This window comes from Streptomyces sp. NPDC020965 (assembly GCF_044333555.1).
Lineage (GTDB): Bacteria > Actinomycetota > Actinomycetes > Streptomycetales > Streptomycetaceae > Streptomyces.
The window spans coordinates 61096-81785 of record NZ_JBIRRE010000003.1; the positions used below are offsets into that span (position 1 = coordinate 61096).

Genomic DNA, 20690 nt, shown 5'->3' on the forward strand with positions numbered 1-20690 from the left:
CCCCGCGCACCCCGCCCGTACGCCCACATCCAGCGGCTCTCCGAGGAGAGCACCGCCCGGGCTGACGGGCAGGGGTGGGCAGGGGCCGCGGGTGTCGGCGCGGGAGCCTAGGCTGGACGCATGAGTACGTTGCGCGGGTTGCCGGAGTGGGATCGCTGTGCCGTCATGGGGGTCGTCAATGTGACACCCGATTCCTTCTCGGACGGCGGACGCTGGTTCGACACCACCGCCGCCGTCAAGCGCGGTCTCGACCTCGTCGCGGACGGCGCCGACCTGGTGGACGTCGGCGGCGAGTCCACCCGGCCCGGCGCCAGCCGGGTCGACGAGGAGGAGGAGCTGCGCCGGGTCGTCCCCGTCGTCCGGGGGCTGACCGCCGAGGGCGTCACCGTCTCCGTCGACACCATGCGCGCCGCCGTCGCCGACCGGGCCGTCGCCGCCGGAGCCGTGCTCGTCAACGATGTCAGCGGTGGTCTCGCCGACCCCGCGATGATCCCGGCGGTCGCCTCCGCCGGGGTGCCCTTCGTCGTCATGCACTGGCGCGGTTTCAGCCAGGACATGAACAGCCGCGCGGTGTACGAGGACGTCGTCGCCGAGGTAGTCGCCGAACTGCGCACCCGGATGACCGCCGCCGTCGACGGCGGGATCGATCCCGAGCACATCGTCCTCGATCCCGGCCTCGGCTTCGCCAAGGAGGCCCGGCACGACCTCGCCCTGGTGGCCCATATCCGCGATCTCCACACCCTGGGGCGCCCGCTGCTGGTGGCCGCATCCCGGAAGCGCTTCCTCGGCCATGTCCTCGCCAAGGACGGCACCCCACCGCGCGCCAGAGAGCGGGACGCGGCCACCGCCGCGATCTCCGCCATCGCCGCGCACGAGGGCGCGTGGGCCGTCCGCGTGCACGAGGTGCGGGCCACCGCCGACGCCGTCCGGGTCGCCCAGGCAGTCGAGGCCGCCCGGTGAGCCGTACCGACATCGAACTGGTGGAGGAAGCCAACACCACGTTCTACGAGACCATGGAGCGCGGCGATTTCGACGCGCTCTCCGACCTCTGGCTGGACGACGAGATCTCCTGCGTCCACCCCGGGTGGCCGGTGCTCTCCGGGCGGGGCGAGGTACTGCGCTCGTACGCCCTGATCATGGCGAACACCGAGTACATCCAGTTCTTCCTGACCGATGTGAAGGTGAGCCTCACCGGTGACACGGCGCTGGTGACCTGCACGGAGAACATCCTCAGCGGCGGGCCGGCCGAGGAGGGCGGCGAGCTGGGGCCCCTGGTGGGACAGCTCGTGGTCGCCACCAATGTGTTCCGCCGCACACCGGAGGGTTGGCGGATCTGGTCGCACCACGGTTCACCCGTCCTGACGGAGACCGACCCCGATGCGGACCCGGACACGGAAGACGATTCGCCTTCGTGACCACGCCCGCCACCCGCATCTGGCGGTACGGGCCTGGCGCCGCGGTTCCCGGGTAGACGCGGCTACCAGCCTCCCGGGCGACCGGGGACCGCACCCCGTGGGCGAGCGGTGTCGGTGACCGCGGGTAGATTCGCATGGGCACACGAGCCGCGCGCACGTGGCCGTACGCCCATCAGACCTACGAGAGCAGGAGTGATTCGCGTGGATCGTGTCGCGCTGCGCGGCCTCAAGGCCCGCGGGCACCATGGCGTCTTCCCCCGGGAGCGCGAGGAAGGGCAGACCTTCATCGTGGACCTCTCACTCGGCCTCGACACCCGCCCCGCGGCCACCGACGACGACCTGGCGAAGACCGTGCACTACGGCATCGTGGCGGAGGAGGTCGTCGCGGTCGTCGAGGGCGACCCCGTCGACCTGATCGAGACGCTCGCGGAGCGGATCGCCCAGACCTGTCTCAAGCACCAGGGCGTCCAAGAGGTCGAGGTGGTCGTGCACAAGCCCGACGCGCCGATCACCGTGCCCTTCGACGATGTGACCATCACGATCACCCGGAGCCGAGTATGAGCGACCCGACGGTGCAGCCCGTTCCCGCGTCGGTGGTGGAGCAGGTCGACGCGGCCGATGTCACCCTCTCCAACCCCAACCGGGCCGTCATCTCCCTCGGATCGAATCTGGGCAACCGCCTGGAGACGATCCAGGGCGCGATCGACGCCCTGGAGGACACCCCCGGACTGCGGGTCAAAGCGGTCTCCCCGGTGTACGAGACGGAGCCGTGGGGTGTGGACCCGGACTCCCAGCCGTCGTACTTCAACGCGGTGGTCGTGGTGAAGACGACCCTGCCGCCGTCGTCGCTGCTGGAGCGCGGGCAGGCGATCGAGGAGGCATTCGAGCGGGTCCGCGAGGAGCGCTGGGGCCCGCGCACGATCGATGTCGACATCGTGGCCTACGCGGACCTCGTCTCGGACGATCCGGCGCTCACGCTGCCGCATCCGCGGGCCCATGAGCGCGCCTTCGTCCTCGCGCCGTGGCACGACGTGGACCCCGCCGCACAGCTTCCCGGCCGTGGTCCGGTGGCGGATCTGCTGGATTCGATCGGCCAGAAGGGCGTACACGCCCGCGCCGACCTGGAACTCCGGCTGCCGGAGTAGTCGTTAGGCTCGTGCGTCGGTGGTCCACACCGGCGGACGGCCTGCTGTTCAGTCAGGTTCGGCACAGTTCGAAAGGGCGGCTCTCTCGGTGAAGCAACTACGGCTCGGTGTCCTGGCCGGTCTCTTCGTCGCGGCCGGGGTGCTGTCCTGGGCGGGCGCGCGCCTGTGGGAGTCGTTCGGCACGCTGCCGAGCGTGCCCATCGCGGCGCCCATCGTGCTCGCCGCCATCGCGGCGATCCTGACGGCGACGGCGCTCTCCCTGCGCTCCCGGCTGAAGGCCCAGCGGGAGCGCCGCCCCGGCGCGAAGGGCGTGGAGCCGCTGATGGCCGCCCGAGCGGTGGTCTTCGGACAGGCGAGCGCGCTGGTGGCGGCACTGGTGAGTGGGATGTACGGCGGCACGGGCGCGTTCCTGCTGGGGTCGCTGGACATCCCGTCCCGGCGCGACCAGGCGATCTACGCGGGCTTCTCGGTGCTGGCCGGGGTGGCGGTGATCGCGGCAGCGTTCTTCCTGGAGCGCGTCTGCAAGCTCCCCGACGACAGCGACAGCCCCCAGGGCGGCGGGACGGGCACGGCGCACGCGTAGCGCCTCCCGCCGGCCGGGGTCCGTACCGGCCGCGCGCACTCCCCGGCGTGATCAGCTCCTGTCACGCGAGGGAGTGGGCGCGGCCGACCGGGTGACCAGGTCCGGTCCGGGCGATCTTCGAGGATCAGCCCGCGGAGCTAGGGACTCCCGAAAGACCCTAGCGCGCGAGTATCAGGCTCATCGCTTCCGCACGCGTCGTCGCGTCGCGGAGCTGCCCCCGCACCGCGGAGGTCGTGGTCTTCGCCCCGGGCTTGCGGATGCCTCGGACGGACATGCACATGTGCTCGGCCTCGATCACGACGATCGCCCCCCGTGCTTCCAGGATGCGGGTCAGGGAGTCCGCGATCTGAGTGGTGAGCCTCTCCTGCACCTGCGGGCGGCGGGCGTACACCTCGACCAGCCGGGCGAGCTTGGACAGCCCCGTGATCTTGCCGGTCTCCGCCGGGATGTAGCCGACGTGCGCGACCCCGTGGAACGGAAGGAGATGGTGTTCGCAGAGGCTGACGATCTCGATGTCCTTCACCAGGACCATCTCGTCGTGCCCCAGGTCGAACGTCGTCGTCAGCACGTCCTCGGGCTCCTGCCGCAGACCCGCGAAGAGCTCCTTGTACGCCCGCGCCACCCGCCCCGGCGTCTCCTTGAGGCCCTCCCGGTCCGGGTCCTCCCCAACGGCGATGAGAAGCTCGCGCACCGCCGCCGCGGCCCGCTTCTCGTCGAATTCGCCGATCGTGCCTTCACCGTCCAGCGTCACCGGATCGGTCATCTGTGCCTCGTTCCTCTTGCTCTGGACCGCGGTCACACAAACGCCGCGTCCCCCCAGGCTAAAACCTGGGGGGACGCGGCACGCATTCCGGGGCCCGTGTGACGGGTGCCTCGGGTGTCAGCTCTCCGGGCGCTCCTCGGGAGTCTTCTCCGGAGCCTTGTCGATGCTCGGGACCTTGTCCGTGGACGTCGCTCCGTTGGCTCCGGCCGCGCCGTTCGTCAGGGCCAGTTCCTTCGGCGAGAGCACCGGGGGACGGGTCGACGGCGTGCGGCGGGAGGAACCCGTCCACGCGGGACGGGCCGGGCGCTTCACGATCGTGGCGAAGATCTCCGCGATCTGCTCCTTGCCCAGTGTCTCCTTCTCCAGGAGTTGGAGCACCAGGTTGTCGAGCACATCGCGGTTCTCGACGAGAATCTCCCACGCCTCGTTGTGCGCGGTCTCGATGAGCTTCTTGACCTCTTCGTCGACCAGCGCGGCGACTTCTTCCGAGTAGTCCCGCTGGTGGCCCATCTCGCGGCCCAGGAACGGCTCGGTGTTGTCGCCGCCGAACTTGATGGCGCCCAGTCGCTCGGTCATGCCGTACTGCGTGACCATCGCGCGGGCCGTCGTCGTCGCCTTCTCGATGTCGTTCGCGGCGCCGGTGGTCGGGTCGTGGAAGACCAGCTCCTCCGCCGCGCGCCCGCCCATCATGTAGCCGAGCTGGTCCAGCATCTCGTTACGCGTGGTCGAGTACTTGTCCTCGTCCGGGAGGACCATCGTGTAACCGAGGGCCCGGCCGCGGGAAAGGATCGTGATCTTGTGGACCGGGTCGGAGTTCGGCAGAGCCGCCGCGACCAGGGCGTGTCCGCCCTCGTGGTACGCGGTGATCTTCTTTTCCTTGTCCGACATGATCCGGGTCCGCTTCTGCGGGCCCGCGACCACCCGGTCGATCGCCTCGTCCAGCGAGTCGTTGTCGATCAGCTTCTTGTCGCTGCGCGCGGTGAGCAGCGCGGCTTCGTTCAGCACATTCGACAGGTCGGCGCCGGTGAAGCCCGGCGTCCTGCGGGCGACCGCGCCGAGGTCGACGTCCGGCGCGACCGGCTTGCCCTTCTGGTGCACCTTGAGGATCGCCAGCCGGCCCTGCATGTCCGGGCGGTCGACCGCGATCTGCCGGTCGAAGCGTCCCGGGCGCAGCAGCGCCGGGTCGAGGATGTCCGGCCGGTTGGTGGCGGCGATCAGGATGACCCCGCCCTTCACATCGAAGCCGTCCATCTCGACGAGGAGCTGGTTGAGCGTCTGCTCGCGCTCGTCGTGACCGCCGCCGAGGCCGGCGCCACGGTGGCGGCCGACGGCGTCGATCTCGTCGACGAAGACGATCGCCGGGGCGTTCGCCTTGGCCTGCTCGAAGAGGTCACGGACTCGCGAGGCACCGACACCGACGAACATCTCGACGAAGTCGGAACCGGAGATCGAGTAGAACGGGACCCCCGCCTCACCGGCGACGGCGCGTGCGAGCAGCGTCTTGCCGGTGCCGGGCGGGCCGTAGAGCAGCACACCCTTGGGGATCTTGGCGCCGACGGCCTGGAACTTCGCCGGCTCCTGGAGGAACTCCTTGATCTCGTGGAGCTCCTCGACGGCCTCGTCGGACCCCGCCACATCGGCGAAGGTCGTCTTCGGGGTGTCCTTGGTGATCAGCTTGGCCTTGGACTTCCCGAAGTTCATGACTCGGGAGCCGCCGCCCTGCATCTGGTTCATCAGGAACAGGAAGACCACGACGATCAGCACGAACGGCAGCAGCGAGAGCAGCACCGAGATGAACGGGCTCTGCTTCGACGGCGAGATGGTGTAACCCTTCTCGATGTCGCCGGCCTCGTACTTCGCCTGAAGCTTCGCGGCGAGGTCGGAACCCTGGGTCCCGATGTAGCTCGCCTGGATCTTGTCGCTGCCCTTGACCTTCTGGCCGTCCTTCAGATCGGCCTTGATGATCTGTTCGTCGCCAGTGGTCAGCTTGACCTGGTCGACCTGGTTCTTGTCGATCGCCTGGACGACCTGACCGGTGTCCACCGTCTTGTAGCCGCCCGACGAGCCGACGACCTGCATCAACACGACCACGGCGAGGACGGCCAGCACGATCCACATGACCGGCCCACGGAAGTATCGCTTCACGTCCATCCATACGGAGCGAAAACGCCCCGTCCCTCCTGCCCGTAGGTAAATGCTGCTGTGAGAAAAGACTGTTCTTCGGACGGTACCCCAGCATCGTCACCGTGACCGCACGGTACGGCTGACAAACCAGCCCTCCCATGCTTCAACGGCGGGAGTGGGGCCTTGGTTCCCGTCGTGCCGGCCGCTGTTCGCCCCCGCCCCGCGATCGCTGTCGCGGGAGGTGTGCGGGGGGAGGTGTCACGGCCGGATGGCGGTCTCACCGGTGACGGCCACCTGCAACGGTCACAGGTGGCGGTGCCCCCGGTGCCGGCGGAGGGGGTCAGCCGCCGTAGACGTGCGGTGCGAGGGTGCCGACGAACGGCAGGTTGCGGTACTTCTCGGCGTAGTCGAGTCCGTAGCCGACCACGAACTCGTTCGGGATGTCGAAGCCGATCCACTTCACGTCGATCGCGACCTTTGCGGCATCCGGCTTACGGAGCAGGGTGCACACCTCGATGGAGGCCGGCTCGCGCGATCCCAGGTTCGAGAGCAGCCACGACAGCGTCAGCCCGGAGTCGATGATGTCCTCGACGATCAGGACGTGCTTGCCCTTGATGTCGGTGTCGAGGTCCTTCAGGATCCGTACGACACCGGAGGACTGGGTGCCCGCGCCGTACGACGACACCGCCATCCAGTCCATGGTCACGGTGCTCGACAGCGCTCGCGCCAGGTCCGCCATGACCATCACGGCGCCCTTGAGGACACCGACGAGGAGCAGGTCCTTGCCCGCGTACTCCGCGTCGACCTTCGCGGCGAGCTCCGCGAGCTTCGCGTCGATCTCTTCCTTGGTGATGAGCACCGACTGGAGGTCGGTGCCCATGTCCTTTTCGTTCACGCGGTGGGTATCTCCTTGCCGGGGGCCCGGGGGCCGGGGGTCCGGGTGCCTGGAAGCAGGCTCCCGGGTGACCTCAGCCGCCACGCTCTCGCCGCGACTGCGTCAGCCTTGCCGGATGACAAGTCTGCCACTCTGCCGCCGCGCCTCGACGCGGCCCGGCAGATTGATGGCTCCCTGGCCGCGCCAGCCGGTGATCAGCCGGTCGACTTCCTCCACGTGACGGGCGAAGAGCGAGCCCGCCGGCGAGCCCGCCTCGATCACCGCGCGGCGCAGTACCCGGCGCCGTACGGCCGGGGGCAGCGCGTACAGCTTGGCGCACTCCAGCTCGCCGGACTCGTCGCGCACGGAGGCGTCCGCGTCGGCGGCCCAGGTGTCCAGGGCGTCGGCGTCGTCGCGGGAGAGCTGCGCGGTACGCGCCAGGGCCTCGACCACTCCCTTGCCGAGCGCCTTCTCCAGGGCGGGCAGCCCTTCGTGGCGCAGTCGGGAGCGGGTGTAGGCGGGGTCGGCGTTGTGTGGGTCGTCCCAGACGGGCAGCGACTGGACCAGGCACGCCTTGCGGGCGGTCTGCCGGTCGAGCTGGAGGAAGGGGCGGCGGTAGCGGCGGGACGCGCCCGAGACGGCGGCCATCCCGGAGAGCGAGCGGATGCCCGAGCCGCGGGCGAGCCCCAGCAGGACGGTCTCCGCCTGGTCGTCGCGGGTGTGGCCGAGGAGTACGGCGACGGCGCCGTGGCGCTCGGCGGCCTCGTCCAGCGCCGCGTAGCGGGCGTCACGGGCCGCGGCCTCGGGTCCGCCGTCGCGGCCGACCCGGACGGTGATGGCCTCGACGGGTTCGAGCCCCAGCGCGGTGAGCCGCCCGGCGACCTCGGCGGCGCGGAGGTCGGAGCCGTCCTGCAGGCCGTGGTCGACGGTGATGCCCCCGGCCCGGATGGAGAGCTTGCGGGCCTCGAAGGCGAGTGCGGAGGCGAGGGCCATGGAGTCGGCGCCCCCGGAGCAGGCCACCAGGACGAGGGGGGCGGGGCGCGAGGAGGGGGTGGGGCGCTGTGCGGGGGTGGTGCGCGCGGCGACTGTGGGGCGCACGCCCGCCACCGGGCGCGCGACGGGCGCGGAGCGCGTCGCGTGCGTCGTGATGTGTGCGGTGTGGGTGGCGTGCGCGGCGTGGGTGGCGGCGGCGCAGGCCGAGGTGGTCGCATGGCTGAGACGCGCGACCGGTTCCGTCTGTTCGATGTACTCGGTGAGTACATCGTGGAGTACGCGGCGGACCGCCAGGCGTATCGCCGCGACCGCAGGATGGGGACCCATGTCCGGTGCCCTTCGTGGAGTTTGGGGGGTGCCTCGGTGGGGGAGTTGCAGCCGGGGCTCAGTCACTCAGAGTGCGTTGATGGTGACAGAACCGAGCCGTTCCCCGAGCATTGCACGCCTACCTACGCCCTACGGTCCCTCGGATGGGTGATGCTGAGCCCTCCGGGGGGCGTCTCCCGCCCCCCGGAGGGCGTACGGCCGGAATCGCGCTCACGAATCCGCTGTGCGGTGCACCCGCGCGACCCAATCCGCTGGTTTGGCGATCTCCGCCTTGGTGGGGAGGGTGTTGGGCGAGGTCCAGACCCGGTTGAAGCCGTCCATACCGACCTCGTTCACCACAGCACGCACAAAACGCTCGCCGTCACGGTACTGACGGAGCTTCGCGTCGAGTCCGAGGAGTTTGCGCAACGCCAGATCCAGCCGGCTCGCGCCGCGCGCCCTGCGCTGCTGGAACTTCTCCCGGATCTCGGCGACCGACGGCACGACGTCGGGTCCCACACCGTCCATGACGAAGTCCGCGTGCCCCTCCAGGAGGGACATCACGGCGGTCAGCCGGCTGAGGATCTCGCGCTGTGCGGGGGTCTGCACCAGTTCGACGATCGAACGTCCGCTGTCGTCGTCCTCACCCTCCGGCCGGGCTCCGGCCAGCGACTGGGCGGCCTCCCTGAGGCGCTCCAGCACCGTCATCGGGTCGACGTCGGTCTCCCCCAGAAATGACTGGATCTCGCCCTCAAGGTGGTCCTTGAGCCACGGCACCCCGGTGAACTGGGTGCGGTGGGTCTCCTCGTGCAGACAGACCCAGAGGCGGAAGTCGTGCGGGTCGACCTCCAGCTCCCGCTCCACATGGACGATGTTGGGCGCGACCAGGAGGAGCCGCCCGCCGCCGTTCGTCCCGGCCGGCAGCTCGCGGCTGGCCGGCGCGAAGGTCTCGTACTGCCCGAGGACCCGCGAGGACAGGAAGGACAGCAGCATCCCCAGCTCGACGCCGGTGACCTTGCCGCCGACGGCGCCCAGCACGGCGCCCGTGGGGCCACCCGAGCGGCGCTCCTGCATCTTGTCCAGCAGGGGTTTCAGCAGTTCGCGGAAGCCCGCCACATTGGCCTTCACCCAGCCCGCCCGGTCCACGACGAGGACAGGGGTGTCCTCCGGCCGGTGGCTCTCGGGAATCATCCGCGTGAAGGCCCGTACGTGTTCCTCGGAAGCCTTGGCGTGCCGCCGCAACTCCGCGACGACGGCACGGGCCTCGTCCTTGCTCACTTCGGGCCCTGGCCGCACCAAGCGGGTCGCGGTCGCCACCGCGAGATTCCAGTCGACCATCCCTGCACCACCGATGCTCGTCATGCGTCAACCGTACGTGGTGGGCCCGCGCGGCGGTGTGGCGTCGCGGAGCACTGCTTCAACCGGTTACGGGGCCGGGCGCGGCCGTACGGGAACGGGCGGGGGGTGTACGGACCGGGCGGGGGCGGTACGGGGCCGGGGGCGCCGGTGGGGCGCGGTCCTACGACACCAGTGCGCCCGCCAGCCGGTCCAGGGCGGACTGCGCCTCGTCCCGGGACGGGGTCCGCCCCGCCAGGAACGCGAAGCCCAGCAGCCGCCCATCGGACGCGACCACCGTCCCCGACAGCGAGTTGACCCCGGTCAGGGTGCCCGTCTTGGCGCGGATCAGACCAGTCCCCGGCGAGCTGCCGGTGTGCCGGGACCGGAGGGTCCCGCTGAAGCCGGCGACCGGCAGCCCGGTGAGGACCGGGCGGAGTTCCGGGCGGTCCGGGCCGGCGGCGCGGGCGAGCAGCGCCGTGAGCAGCGTGGCGGAGACCCGGTCGGCACGGTCGAGCCCGCTGCCGTCGGCGAAGCGCGCGCCGGCCAACGGGAGCTTCAACCGGGCCAGTTCCGCGCGCACGGCCCGTCCGGCGCCGGCGAAGCTCGCCTCCTCGCCCGCCTTGACGGCGGTCTGCCGGGCGAGCGACTCGGCGATGTCGTTGTCGCTCTCGGTCAGGGTCCGCTCGACGAGTGTGGAGAGCGGGGGCGAGAGCACCTTCGCGAGCTGCTGGGGACCCTTGCCCGGCCGGCCCGGCACGGCCGGCGCGGTCAGTTTGATCCCCTCGGCGGTCAGCATCCCGCCGAAGGCGCGGGCCGCGTCCCCGGCCGGGTCGTCGGTGCGCGGGGAGTCCCCGGTGGCGGCGGGGTCGAGCCTGCCCTGGTCGACCATGAGCGCGGTGACGGGTGCGATATTGCCGTTGATCCCGATGGGGTGGAGCACGGGCCCCCCGTAGCGGGAGGTGTCATAGACGAGGCGTACGGAGGCGACGCCGCGCTCACGCAGGGCGCGGGCCGTCCGCTCGGCGAGGGTCCGCAGCCGGGCCGTGGTGAGGCTCGCGTCGCCGCCGCCGACGAGGGCGACCCGGCCGTCGGCCGTCAGGGCGGTGGTGGTGGGGATCCGGTGGTCGGGGCCGAGGGCGGACAGGGCCGCGACGGTGGTCGCGATCTTTATGGTGGAGGCCGGGGTCATCGGGTTCGCCGCCCCGCTCCCGTACAACTGCCGTCCGGTCGCGAGGTCGACCACGGAGGCCGTACGGAGGGGTCCGAGGCCGGCGTCGCCGAGGAGGGCGCCCAGCTCCCTGCCGAGGTCCTGGCCGACCTTGCCGTCGGCGGGGGCGGGGGTCCGCGCGGCGCCGACTGCGGCGAGGACGGTGGGCGCGCTGGGCGCGGGGGCGGGTCGTCCGGGTCCGGTCCGGGGTGTCAGGTCCTGGGCCGCGGCCCGCTGGATCTCGGCCGTTCGGCGGCCCGATTCCCAGGGCCCGGCAGCCGTCACCACCCCGGCCGCGAGGGCCAGACCCACCACGGCCGCGCCGGCCGTGAGCTGCCACGTCCTGACCACTGGCACCTCGCACCAGCCCCTTTCGCGATCACACACGTGCGTGAGAGACACTTAACCACCAGAACTGCGTCTTGCCGTGTGCACGGCACCCCGGTCACCACCCGGTCGGCATCAGCCAACGGGCGGCTCGGGGGTCCGGGGACTGCCCCCGGACGGGCACAGCATCACCAGACGTATGTGTTGATCATGGAGGAGCCACCCGTGGAGTTCGACGTCACCATCGAGATCCCGAAGGGTTCGCGGAACAAGTACGAGGTGGACCACGAGACGGGCCGGATCCGCCTTGACCGTCGACTCTTCACCTCGACCAGCTACCCCGCGGACTACGGTTTTGTCGAGAACACCCTCGGCGAGGACGGCGACCCGCTGGACGCCCTGGTCATTCTCGACGAGCCGACCTTCCCCGGCTGCCTGATCAAGTGCCGTGCCATCGGCATGTTCCGGATGACCGACGAGGCGGGCGGCGACGACAAGCTGCTCTGCGTGCCCGCGTCCGACCCCCGGGTGGAGCACCTGCGGGACATCCACCACGTCTCCGAGTTCGACCGCCTGGAGATCCAGCACTTCTTCGAGGTCTACAAGGACCTGGAGCCCGGCAAGTCCGTCGAGGGCGCGAACTGGGTCGGCCGCACCGAGGCCGAGGCCGAGATCGAGGCGTCCTACAAGCGCCTGGAGGCGCAGGGCGGCGCGCACTGAACGGGTAGCACCGGGGCCGGAGCGCGCGCGCTGAGCGCGTGACACCGGACCTCACTGCGGGCGGGACACCCCGAAGGGTGTCCCGCCCGCAGTCATGTCCGCTGCCATGTCGGTGTGTCGTGTGTCCGTGTGTCGCGTGTCCCGTGTGGCATGGCCGGCCGGGGCCGGCACGGCGGTCCCCGGCCAGAGTCCCCCGCCGAAGGGAACCTCCGCCGGCCCGTGCGTGGACGGGCGCCCCGGAGCGGGCAGAAGATCCCGGAGTCGTCCGTCGGCATGTCCACGCACATACTGAGCGTGAGCCGGCGACACAAGAGGGAGCGAGGGCAGCAGGTGGTGGCGGAGCCGGAGGGTCACAGGGATCCCGGGCAGCGGGGGCCGGAGGACCGGAAACCCGCGCCCGACGACGCGCACAGCGCCTTCACGCCACCCCCGGGGGTCGGACTGCCCGACGCTCCCGAGGAGGACCAGCCGACCTCGGAGTTCGCCCTGCCGCCGGGGGCCGCCACCGAGACACCACCGGCCGAGCCGGAGGGTTCCGCGTTCGCCACGCCCCGCACGTACAGCGCCAAGCACTCACCGCCCGCCTTCACCCCCGCACAGGGCCTCCCCCGGGTCAGCCTGACCAAGGACGGGCCCTGGCAGGACCGGATGCGGGCCATGCTGCGGATGCCGGTGGGCGAGCGGCCGGTGCCGGAGACGGCGCAGCGGCAGGAGGAGGGCGGCCCGGCCGTGCCGCGCGTCCTCGACCTGACGCTCAGGATCGGGGAGCTGCTGCTCGCGGGCGGTGAGGGCGCCGAGGACGTCGAGGCGGCGATGTTCGCCATCTCCCACTCGTACGGGCTCGACCGCTGCGAACCGACGGTGACCTTCACCCTGCTGTCGATCACCTACCAGCCGTCGCTGGTGGACGATCCGGTCACGGCGAACCGGACCGTACGGCGCCGGGGCACCGACTACAACCGGCTGTCGGCGGTCTACCGGCTGGTCCACGACATCAGCGACCCGGAGAGCGAGATCACGCTGGAGGAGGCGTACCGCCGGCTCGCGGAGATCCGCCGCAACCGGCACCCCTTCCCCGGCTGGGCGCTCACCGTCGCCGGGGGGCTGCTGGCGGGTTCGGCGTCCGTGTTGGTCGGCGGCAACCTCCTGGTGTTCCTGGCGGCGGCGGTCAGCGCGATGCTCGGGGACCGGCTGGCCTGGGTGTGCGCGGGGCGCGGGCTGCCGGAGTTCTACCAGTTCGTGGCGGCGGCCATGCCTCCGGGCGCGATGGGGGTGGCGCTGACGCTCTCCCCACTGGACGTGCGGGCGTCGGCCGTCATCACCGGTGGGCTGTTCGCGCTGATCCCGGGGCGGGCGCTGGTCGCCGGCGTCCAGGACGGACTGACCGGTTTCTACATCACGGCCGCCGCCCGGCTGCTGGAGGTCGGCTACCTGATCGTCGGCATCGTCGTCGGGGTGCTGAGCGCGCTCTATCTGGGCCTGGCGCTGGGCGCGGCCCTCACCCCGGAGACCGCGCTGCACGCCGTGGAACGGCCGGAGGTACAACTGCTGGCGGCGATGGGGCTCTCGCTCTGTTTCGCCGTCCTGCTCCAGCAGGAGCGGAGCACAGTACTGCTGGTGACGTTGAACGGCGGGGTCGCCTGGTCGGTCTACGGCGCCCTCGCGGACACGGCCGACGTGCCCCCGGTGGCGGCGACGGCCGCGGCGGCGGGGCTGGTGGGGCTGTTCGGGCAACTCCTGGCGCGCTATCGGTTCGCGTCGGCGCTGCCGTATGTGACGGCGGCCATCGGGCCGCTGCTGCCGGGCAGCGCGACCTACTTCGGGCTGCTGGCCATCGCGCGGGGGGAGCTGAACACCGGGCTCGCCTCCCTGTCGAAGGCGGCGGCGCTGGCGCTGGCGATCGCGATAGGGGTGAACCTAGGCAGCGAGATCTCCCGGCTCTTCCTGCGGGTGCCGGGCGCCACGATCCCGTCCGAACCGCGCCGCGCGGCGAAGCGGACGCGCGGCTTCTGACGGCGCGGGCCGGTCGGGGGCGGGGGCTGGGCTGCCGGGGCGAGCGGGGCTTCTGGGGCGAGGCCGGTCCGGGGCGTGGCGCTCAGGTCCGCGCGCCTGGAGCGCCTGGCGCACCCAGGGAAGCGCGAAGACCCGGAAGGCCCGGAGAAGCGCCGCTGCCCCCTCCCGGGGCTCGGGAAGGGGCAGGAGCGGGAGTTACGGGATGTCCCCCGGTGCACGGGCCATACGGGGCCGGGCGGGGTGTACGGGGGCGGGCCGGGGTGTACGGGGCCGGAGGACGAGATGTACGGGGCCGGACGGCGGCGGCAGGGCCACGGAGCCGGTGCCCGGCGCCCGGCGTGCCGGACGGGCTCAGCGCTTGGCGTGCCGGCCGCGCTGGGCCGGGGCCGGGCCGTCGTCGGGGCCGGCCCCCGGCACCTCACGCGCCACCGCTTCCTTCTTGCCCTTGGACCGGGCCCTGAGCACCTCGATGACGATCGGCAGCACCGAGAGCAGCACGATCAGGATGAGGATCTTCTCGATGTGCTGATGCACGAAGTCGATCTTGCCGAGGCCGGCGCCCAGCAGGGTGACCCCGGCACCCCAGAGGACACCACCGATGATGTTGTAGGTGATGAACGAGCGGTAGTTCATCCGGCTCACACCAGCGATGATCGGCGTGAACGTCCGCACGATGGGCACGAAGCGGGCCAGGACCAGCGACTTGGGACCGTACTTCTCGAAGAAGACGTGCGCTTTCTCCACGTTCTCCTGTTTGAAGAGGCGGGAGTCGGGGCGCTTGAAGAGCGCGGGGCCCACCTTGCGGCCGAAGAGATAGCCGACCTGGTCACCGACGACCGCGGCGATCACGATCAGTGTGCAGACGCCCCACAGCGGCAGATCGTCGAGCTTGCCGGTGGTCACCAGCAGGCCGGTGGTGAACAGCAGCGAGTCGCCCGGCAGGAAGAAGCCGATGAGCAGGCCGGATTCGGCGAAGACGATGACGAGAACCCCGATGAGACCGAAGGTCCCGATCAGATAGTCCGGGTCCAGCCAGCTCGGTCCGAGAGCGAGGGTAGTCACGAGGTCCGGGCTCCAAGAGTCATAGATCTGCGAGAGACATCCGCGAGGGACATGGGCGAGAGGCAGAGATCCGCGGCGTGGCTCTGCGTCAAAGATCGGGTGGATCGGCGAGAAGCGACGTCGGCCGTCGGCCAACGCTATCAACGCATCGGCAGTGCTCCGCGTCCCTGCGGCCCCCTCAGGATGCACTGTGCCCGCGCCGGGACAAAGCTGTCGGTCAAAGACTCCCTGAGGAACCAGCAGGAAGGCAGACGAAGATGGGCATCGAGGACTTCGGCGGCGGACAGGGCCCACAGCCGGACGTACTGGTCGTCACGACCAATGATGTGCCGGGGTATCAGGTGCGGCAGACCATCGGCGAGGTCTTCGGTCTGACAGTCCGCTCCCGCCACCTGGGCAGTCAGATCGGCGCCGGGCTGAAGTCGATCGTCGGTGGGGAGTTGAAGGGGCTCACCAAGACGCTGGTGGAGACGCGCAACCAGGCGATGGACCGGCTGATCGAACAGGCGCGGGCGCGGGGGGCGAACGCGGTGTTGATGTTCCGGTTCGATGTGACGGAGGCGGCGGACGTCGGTACGGAGGTCTGCGCGTACGGCACGGCGGCGGTGATCGACCCACTGCCCTGACCACCGCCCGGCCCGAGCTGGAGCACGGTCCGGCCGGCTAGGAGCCCGGTCCGGCCCGGTCCGCGCGGCGCCCGGGACCGTGCGGACGCCTCGCATTGCGGCCGGCCCGCGCCCGTACCAGCCTGAGATCCGTACGGGTCCGAGATCCGAGCCGTACGGCGAGCGGAAGGCGGCGGGCGGATGCCACTCCACAGAGGCGCGGACAGTTCCCACGACCGGGAGTCCGACGCGGCGCGCGAGCGGCGCAGGCTCTCCATGAACCCCTTCTACGGGGAGGCCGACCCGGTCAGCGGTATGACCTCGGCCCCGCCCACCCACCGGCTGCCCGACGGACCGCTGCCACCCAGCACCGCGTACCGGCTCGTCCACGACGAGCTGATGCTCGACGGGAACTCACGGCTTAACCTCGCCACCTTCGTCACCACCTGGATGGAGCCCCAGGCCGATGTCCTGATGGGTGAGTGCCGGGACAAGAACATGATCGACAAGGACGAGTACCCCCGGACGGCCGAACTGGAGCGGCGCTGTGTCGCCATGCTCGCGGACCTGTGGCACGCCCCGGATCCCGGGGCCGCCGTCGGCTGCTCCACCACCGGCTCCAGCGAGGCGTGCATGCTGGCCGGAATGGCCCTCAAACGGCGCTGGGCCCACCGGAACGCCGACCGCTATCCCGCGCGTGCCCGCCCGAACCTGGTCATGGGCGTCAACGTCCAGGTCTGCTGGGACAAGTTCTGCGAGTTCTGGGAGGTGGAGGCCCGTCTGGTGCCGATGGAGGGCGACCGCTTCCATCTCGACCCGGAGGCCGCCGCCGCGCTCTGCGACGAGAACACCATCGGGGTCGTCGCCGTCCTCGGTTCGACCTTCGACGGGTCGTACGAACCGGTCGCCGAGGTCTGCGCCGCGCTGGACGCGCTCCAGGAGCGGACCGGGCTCGATATCCCCGTCCATGTGGACGGGGCGTCCGGGGCGATGGTCGCGCCCTTCCTGGACGATGAACTGGTCTGGGACTTCCGGCTGCCGAGGGTCTCCTCGATCAATACCTCCGGGCACAAGTACGGACTGGTCTACCCGGGGGTCGGGTGGGCGCTGTGGCGGTCATCGGCGGAGCTGCCGGAGGAACTGGTCTTCCGCGTCAACTACCTGGGTGGCGACATGCCCACCTTCGCCCTCAACTTCTCCCGCCCCGGCGCCCAGGTGGTGGCGCAGTACTACACCTTCCTGCGGTTGGGCCGGGACGGATACCGGGCGGTCCAGCAGGCGTCCCGGGACGTCGCCCGCGGGCTCGCCGAACGGTTCGAGGCCGTCGAGGACTTCCGACTCCTCACCCGGGGCGACCAACTGCCCGTCTTCGCCCTCACCACCGCGCCCGGTGTCACGGCGTTCGACGTCTTCGACGTCTCGCGGCGGCTGCGGGAACACGGCTGGCTGGTGCCCGCGTACACCTTCCCCAAGAACCGGGAGGACCTCTCCGTGCTCCGGGTGGTCTGCCGGAACGGTTTCTCCGCCGATCTGGCCGCACTGCTGGTGCAGGATCTGGAATTGCTGCTACCGGAACTGCGCCGCCAACCAGGCCCCTTGAGCAAGGACGCCTCGGCGGCCACGTCGTTCCACCACTGAGCCCACCGGCCCACCGGCCCACCGGCCCACCGCGCCAGCACTCCTGTGCGCGCCAGTACTCCTGTGCGCGCCGGGCACTGCCACAGGCGCCATGCCGCGCGCCAGTACTACTGAGGCCGTTGACACAACTTCCGCCACCACCAACCCCGTTATGCCGGGGGCGGCAGGTGGATGGACCGGCGGGGGGCCTACTCCCGGTCGCCCGGATGCGATTCGGTCGTGGCGTACGGGTTCTCCTCGCCCGCACCGAGGACCAGCACCTGCCGCTCCCCCTCTCCGGCGAAGGTGTACGCACCGCCCTCGATGCGCCGGATCAGGCCACGGGTCCACTCCGCCCCGAAGTCCGCCGACGCGACCCAGAGATTCATGATCTCGCCGATGTGTCCGAGCGATTCGGGTCCGGCCTCGGGGGTGTAGTAGCCGGTCACCGACGCCCGCCACTCCTCCAGTCCGCGCACCCGCTCCGTCAGCAGCGCCACGGCCTCGGCCCGGGGCAGGTCGACGATGAAGCCGATGCCCGACGAGAGCGCGTCCAGCCGCTGGTCGTAGGCGGTCAGCGACTCTCTGAGCAGCCGGAAGAACTCGGCGGTCCCGTCGTCGGTGACCTCGTACTCCGTCCGGGGCGGCCCGCCCACCGTGGACGGTGCGATCTCATGGGCGTGCAGGAGTCCCTGCTTCGCCATCTGCTTGAGCGCGTGGTAGATCGACCCCGGCTTGGCGTTGGACCACTCGTGGGCGCCCCAGAACTCCAGGTCGTTGCGGACCTGGTAGCCGTGCGCCCGCCCGTGCTGACGGACGGCGCCGAGGACCAGCAGACGGATCGCTGACATTGGCCGAAATTCCTTCCTATTCAACTTTGACTAGAGTATTCAACTTTGACTACGCTCCCCAGTATGACCGAGAAGACCGCGCCACTCCTCCCCTGCAAGACACAGTTGATCCCGTCGGTGGTCGACTTCTACACCGCGCTGGGCTTCGAGACGACGTTCCTACAGACCAGCCCGTACGCCTACGCGGTCGTCGCACGCGGTGACGTGGAACTCCAGTTCTTCGGCATGAAGGAGTACGACCCCGCCGATTCCTACTCCGGCTTCTACCTCTACTCCGACGACGTCGACGGAGTGCACGACGCCTTCCGCCGCGGGCTCAAGGCCGCCTACGGGAAGATCCCGACCCGGGGGCTGCCACGGATCGGGCCCATCAAGGACATGTCGTACGGGGTGCGGCAGTTTCTGCTGACCGACCCGACCGGCACCAGCGTCCGCGTCGGTCAGCCGATCAGCGAGGACCAGCACCACCGGCCCGCGCCCAAGGAGGCGTTCGCCCGGGCGCTGCACATGGCCGACCTCTTCGTGGATTCCAAGGAGGACCTGTCGGGCGCCGCGAAGATCATCGACAGGGCGCTGAGGCTGACGGACCCCTCCCCCACCCCCGTACAACTGCTGCGGCTGCTGGTGCTGCGGGGTGACATCGCGCAGCGGCTGGGCGATGACGGAGCGGCCGGGGAGCTGCTGGCGCGGGCCGCTGCCGTACGGCTCTCCGACGAGGAACGGGATTCGGCGCGGGACCCGCTGGCCAGGCTGGCGGAACTGCTCACGGACGGGCCCGACCCGCTTCCCGGGCGGCCCGCAGCCGAGACCGGGGCCGGGAGCGAATCCGGGGCAGGGGCGGGAGCGGGGAGCGAATCCGGGGCCGGGGCCGGGGCAGGCGTTTGACGCGGAGCCGGGACGCGGCGGGGCCGGGCCCGGCAGTCGGAGAACTCCCGGATGAATCCGTCAGCGCGCTTCGCGTATCCCGAGGATGTAGGCGGCGGTGAGCGCGACGGCACGGTCCTCGTCATAGGACAGTTCGGTGAGCGCACGCGATGTGGTGATTCCCGGGATATCCGCGAGCGCCTGGGTCAGCCGTCGGCGTACGGACGATTCAACGGTGCCGTGGGCCAGGCGAGCGATGAGCCCGTCGGCGATCCGATCCGCCACCGCCGGATCACTCGCCAGCGCACTCAGCGCATCGGCCGCATCGACGTCATTCGTCTCCCCGACGACCATATCGATGAGCGCTGGAACGGCCTCGGCCACTCCGCGCGCCCCGAGCGCCAGCGCCGCATATCCGCGGACCACGGGGTCGGAATGGGTGAGAGCCTCCCGCAGCAGTGCGGTCGCCGCACCCGTCGGAATCTCCACGATCGATTGGACAGCACGGTTCCGCACTTCGGCCACTGGCGAGCCGAGGCCCTCCGCCAGGAGCGCCAATCCGCCGTCGCCCAGGTGCGCAAGCGCCCATCGAAGGGCCCCGGCGACACTCGGGTCCGTCTCCCTCAGCACCGCCTCGACCAGCGCTTCCACCGGCACCGGAACCTCTTCGACCGAGGACAGGGCCGCGCGCTGACGCGTGCCGGGGCTCTTTGACCCCAGGGCCTGGAGGAGTGCGACGGTCTGGAGGACGTCCTCCCAGCCGGCGGGTTCCGCGGCACCGATCCGGCTGAGTCGGGTGAGCAGCTCCGTCTCACTCGCGATGCGCTCCCGGGTCTGCCGGATGAGGCCGTCGACCAGCTCCGCCGGCCGGAAGCCGGAATCATCCAGCGCGCGCCCGACGTCACGCAGGGAAAGCCCCAATGACCGCAGGCTCTCGATGTGGAAGATCCGCCGGATGTCGTCGCTGGAGTACTCCCGATAGCCGCCGTCGGTACGGCCCGTGGGGCGCACCAGGCCCAGCGACTCGTAGTGCCTGAGCATGCGAGCGCTGACCCCGGACCGCCGTGCCACCTCACCGATCAACACTGCCCATCACCCCTCCTGGCTGTTCGTGCCGAGGACCACGATGCGCTTCGCCTCCTCGATCGCGAACTCGAATCCGGCATCCGGGTCACGCCACAACCGTTCCGTGGCGATGGCGTGCTCACGGACGCGGGGGTCGGGGTCCGTCATGGTGGCGCGCAGGGTCGGCGTGATCACTTCACCGAGCGCGATCAGCGCCCGGCTGAGGCTCAACCGTGTCTCCCGGTCACCCCGCCCGAGCTGTGTCGCCAGTGCTCCGGCCAACCCGGCCGCCTCGCCTTCGGGCACGAGTACCACCGCCGCCCGCCAGGCGCTCCGTGCCACGTCGTCGTCGGCATCGGTCAGCAGCGGCCGGGTGATCGCCGGCCATGCCCGCCGGTCCCCGATCTTGGACAGCGTGTGCAACGCCTGGCTCCGCGCCTGGGCGCGCCCCGAACCCAACTCGGCGATGAGCCTGGGGACCGTCAGCGCCGGTGAGTGGCGGATGAGCGCCCAGGTGAGCATTTCGCGCACGGAGAATTCGGGCTCGATCGCGCATCGTTCGATGAGCTTGTCGACGAACCGCGGGTCCGGGGTCGTGCCGATCGCCAGCGCCGCCTGTAGCCGGACTGACGAGCTGCTGTTCTCCAGCCCGCGGAGCGCGCGCGCCGCCCTCGTGGCCTCTGTCGCCAGGGCCTCTGTCGCCTTGGCCCCTGTCGGCATGGTCATCGGAACCACCTCCTTGGCCGCAGTGAACTCGTTGTCACCGTGTCAAGGTCAAGCGGGACAGCCCTGAGGTCCCGGCCGGGCGGCGGGGTGGG

The 20690-nt window shown here is 70.8% G+C and carries 19 protein-coding genes and 1 pseudogene; 10 read left to right on the plus strand and 10 right to left on the minus strand.

Annotation, left to right across the window (positions count from 1 at the left end; translation table 11 throughout):
- Positions 1-120: 120 nt before the first annotated feature.
- The 5 genes from folP (at position 121) to ACH4S7_RS10725 (ending at position 3143) form a co-directional block, all read left to right on the plus strand.
- Positions 121-960, plus strand: coding sequence for a dihydropteroate synthase (gene folP / locus ACH4S7_RS10705; RefSeq protein WP_398520785.1), 840 nt, complete (start codon positions 121-123; stop codon positions 958-960).
- A complete protein-coding gene (locus tag ACH4S7_RS10710) occupies positions 957-1415 on the plus strand; it encodes a nuclear transport factor 2 family protein (protein ID WP_398520786.1) in 459 nt (152 codons plus the stop codon). The genes folP and ACH4S7_RS10710 overlap by 4 nt, the downstream gene beginning before the upstream one ends.
- Positions 1416-1616: 201 nt before the next feature.
- Positions 1617-1976: a dihydroneopterin aldolase gene (gene folB / locus ACH4S7_RS10715; protein ID WP_398520787.1), complete on the plus strand. Its 360-nt coding sequence runs from the start codon at positions 1617-1619 to the stop codon at positions 1974-1976.
- Positions 1973-2560, plus strand: a complete 588-nt coding sequence (gene folK / locus ACH4S7_RS10720) for a 2-amino-4-hydroxy-6-hydroxymethyldihydropteridine diphosphokinase (RefSeq protein ID WP_398520788.1) — start codon at positions 1973-1975, stop codon at positions 2558-2560. The genes folB and folK overlap by 4 nt, the downstream gene beginning before the upstream one ends.
- Before the next feature lie 88 nt (positions 2561-2648).
- On the plus strand, positions 2649-3143 hold the full coding sequence (locus ACH4S7_RS10725) for a DUF3180 domain-containing protein (protein ID WP_398520789.1): 495 nt from the start codon (positions 2649-2651) through the stop codon (positions 3141-3143).
- A 157-nt stretch (positions 3144-3300) separates the two neighbouring features.
- On the opposite strand, the gene folE is transcribed toward ACH4S7_RS10725, so the two are convergent.
- The 6 genes from folE to dacB all read right to left on the minus strand — a co-directional run bounded on the left by folE (position 3301) and on the right by dacB (position 11105).
- The gene (gene folE, locus ACH4S7_RS10730) at positions 3301-3906 is read right to left on the minus strand and encodes a GTP cyclohydrolase I FolE (protein ID WP_398520790.1); all 606 of its coding nucleotides are present in this window, start codon (positions 3904-3906) and stop codon (positions 3301-3303) included.
- Between the two features lie 117 nt (positions 3907-4023).
- Positions 4024-6057 (minus strand): ATP-dependent zinc metalloprotease FtsH, encoded by a 2034-nt coding sequence (gene ftsH, locus ACH4S7_RS10735; protein ID WP_398520791.1) that lies wholly within the window; start codon positions 6055-6057, stop codon positions 4024-4026.
- Between the two features lie 313 nt (positions 6058-6370).
- Entirely contained in the window at positions 6371-6910 is a 540-nt protein-coding gene (gene hpt, locus ACH4S7_RS10740; protein WP_398521344.1) for a hypoxanthine phosphoribosyltransferase, read from the minus strand.
- Between the two features lie 117 nt (positions 6911-7027).
- A complete protein-coding gene (tilS, locus tag ACH4S7_RS10745) occupies positions 7028-8224 on the minus strand; it encodes a tRNA lysidine(34) synthetase TilS (RefSeq protein WP_398520792.1) in 1197 nt (398 codons plus the stop codon).
- 210 nt (positions 8225-8434) lie between these two features.
- Complete coding sequence (locus ACH4S7_RS10750) at positions 8435-9565, minus strand: zinc-dependent metalloprotease (RefSeq protein ID WP_398520793.1); 1131 nt, start codon at positions 9563-9565, stop codon at positions 8435-8437.
- Positions 9566-9722: 157 nt separating this feature from the next.
- Positions 9723-11105 carry a D-alanyl-D-alanine carboxypeptidase/D-alanyl-D-alanine-endopeptidase gene (gene dacB, locus ACH4S7_RS10755; RefSeq protein ID WP_398520794.1) on the minus strand — a complete coding sequence of 461 codons (1383 nt, stop codon included), beginning with the start codon at positions 11103-11105 and terminating at the stop codon, positions 9723-9725.
- A 195-nt stretch (positions 11106-11300) separates the two neighbouring features.
- Here dacB and ACH4S7_RS10760 point away from each other — a divergent pair, with 195 nt between their 5' ends.
- Entirely contained in the window at positions 11301-11795 is a 495-nt protein-coding gene (locus ACH4S7_RS10760) for an inorganic diphosphatase (protein WP_108151010.1), read from the plus strand.
- Positions 11796-12125: 330 nt separating this feature from the next.
- Positions 12126-13808 (plus strand): threonine/serine exporter family protein, encoded by a 1683-nt coding sequence (locus ACH4S7_RS10765; RefSeq protein ID WP_398521345.1) that lies wholly within the window; start codon positions 12126-12128, stop codon positions 13806-13808.
- 351 nt (positions 13809-14159) lie between these two features.
- Here the strand turns inward: ACH4S7_RS10765 and ACH4S7_RS10770 are convergent, their stop codons facing one another.
- Positions 14160-14870, minus strand: coding sequence for a DedA family protein (locus tag ACH4S7_RS10770; protein ID WP_398520795.1), 711 nt, complete (start codon positions 14868-14870; stop codon positions 14160-14162).
- 257 nt (positions 14871-15127) lie between these two features.
- Between ACH4S7_RS10770 and ACH4S7_RS10775 the strand changes: the two genes are divergently transcribed.
- Together ACH4S7_RS10775 and ACH4S7_RS10780 are read left to right on the plus strand one after the other, a co-directional pair.
- A complete protein-coding gene (locus ACH4S7_RS10775; protein ID WP_398520796.1) occupies positions 15128-15496 on the plus strand; it encodes a YbjQ family protein in 369 nt (122 codons plus the stop codon).
- 180 nt (positions 15497-15676) lie between these two features.
- A complete protein-coding gene (locus ACH4S7_RS10780; RefSeq protein WP_398520797.1) occupies positions 15677-17113 on the plus strand; it encodes a glutamate decarboxylase in 1437 nt (478 codons plus the stop codon).
- A gap of 188 nt (positions 17114-17301) precedes the next feature.
- Here the strand turns inward: ACH4S7_RS10780 and ACH4S7_RS10785 are convergent, their stop codons facing one another.
- Positions 17302-17943: a PadR family transcriptional regulator gene (locus ACH4S7_RS10785; RefSeq protein ID WP_398520798.1), complete on the minus strand. Its 642-nt coding sequence runs from the start codon at positions 17941-17943 to the stop codon at positions 17302-17304.
- 63 nt (positions 17944-18006) lie between these two features.
- Here ACH4S7_RS10785 and ACH4S7_RS10790 point away from each other — a divergent pair.
- Positions 18007-18705 (plus strand): annotated as a pseudogene (locus ACH4S7_RS10790) (bleomycin resistance protein); the annotation flags it as partial.
- 183 nt (positions 18706-18888) lie between these two features.
- Here the strand turns inward: ACH4S7_RS10790 and ACH4S7_RS10795 are convergent.
- Positions 18889-19893, minus strand: a complete 1005-nt coding sequence (locus ACH4S7_RS10795) for a HEAT repeat domain-containing protein (RefSeq protein ID WP_398520799.1) — start codon at positions 19891-19893, stop codon at positions 18889-18891.
- Positions 19894-19899: 6 nt separating this feature from the next.
- On the minus strand, positions 19900-20592 hold the full coding sequence (locus ACH4S7_RS10800) for a HEAT repeat domain-containing protein (protein ID WP_398521346.1): 693 nt from the start codon (positions 20590-20592) through the stop codon (positions 19900-19902).
- Between the last annotated feature and the right edge of the window lie 98 nt (positions 20593-20690).

Bases quoted from the DNA above. Each gene is read 5' to 3' on its own strand.
- folP (WP_398520785.1), top strand. From the start codon at position 121: ATGAGTACGTTGCGCGGGTTGCCGGAGTGGGATCGCTGTGCCGTCATG.
- folK (WP_398520788.1), top strand. From the start codon at position 1,973: ATGAGCGACCCGACGGTGCAGCCCGTTCCCGCGTCGGTGGTGGAGCAG.
- folE (WP_398520790.1), bottom strand. From the start codon at position 3,906: ATGACCGATCCGGTGACGCTGGACGGTGAAGGCACGATCGGCGAATTC.
- ftsH (WP_398520791.1), bottom strand. From the start codon at position 6,057: ATGGACGTGAAGCGATACTTCCGTGGGCCGGTCATGTGGATCGTGCTG.
- hpt (WP_398521344.1), bottom strand. From the start codon at position 6,910: ATGGGCACCGACCTCCAGTCGGTGCTCATCACCAAGGAAGAGATCGAC.
- tilS (WP_398520792.1), bottom strand. From the start codon at position 8,224: ATGGGTCCCCATCCTGCGGTCGCGGCGATACGCCTGGCGGTCCGCCGC.
- ACH4S7_RS10750 (WP_398520793.1), bottom strand. From the start codon at position 9,565: ATGACGAGCATCGGTGGTGCAGGGATGGTCGACTGGAATCTCGCGGTG.
- ACH4S7_RS10775 (WP_398520796.1), top strand. From the start codon at position 15,128: ATGGGCATCGAGGACTTCGGCGGCGGACAGGGCCCACAGCCGGACGTA.
- ACH4S7_RS10780 (WP_398520797.1), top strand. From the start codon at position 15,677: ATGCCACTCCACAGAGGCGCGGACAGTTCCCACGACCGGGAGTCCGAC.
- ACH4S7_RS10785 (WP_398520798.1), bottom strand. From the start codon at position 17,943: ATGTCAGCGATCCGTCTGCTGGTCCTCGGCGCCGTCCGTCAGCACGGG.
- ACH4S7_RS10800 (WP_398521346.1), bottom strand. From the start codon at position 20,592: ATGCCGACAGGGGCCAAGGCGACAGAGGCCCTGGCGACAGAGGCCACG.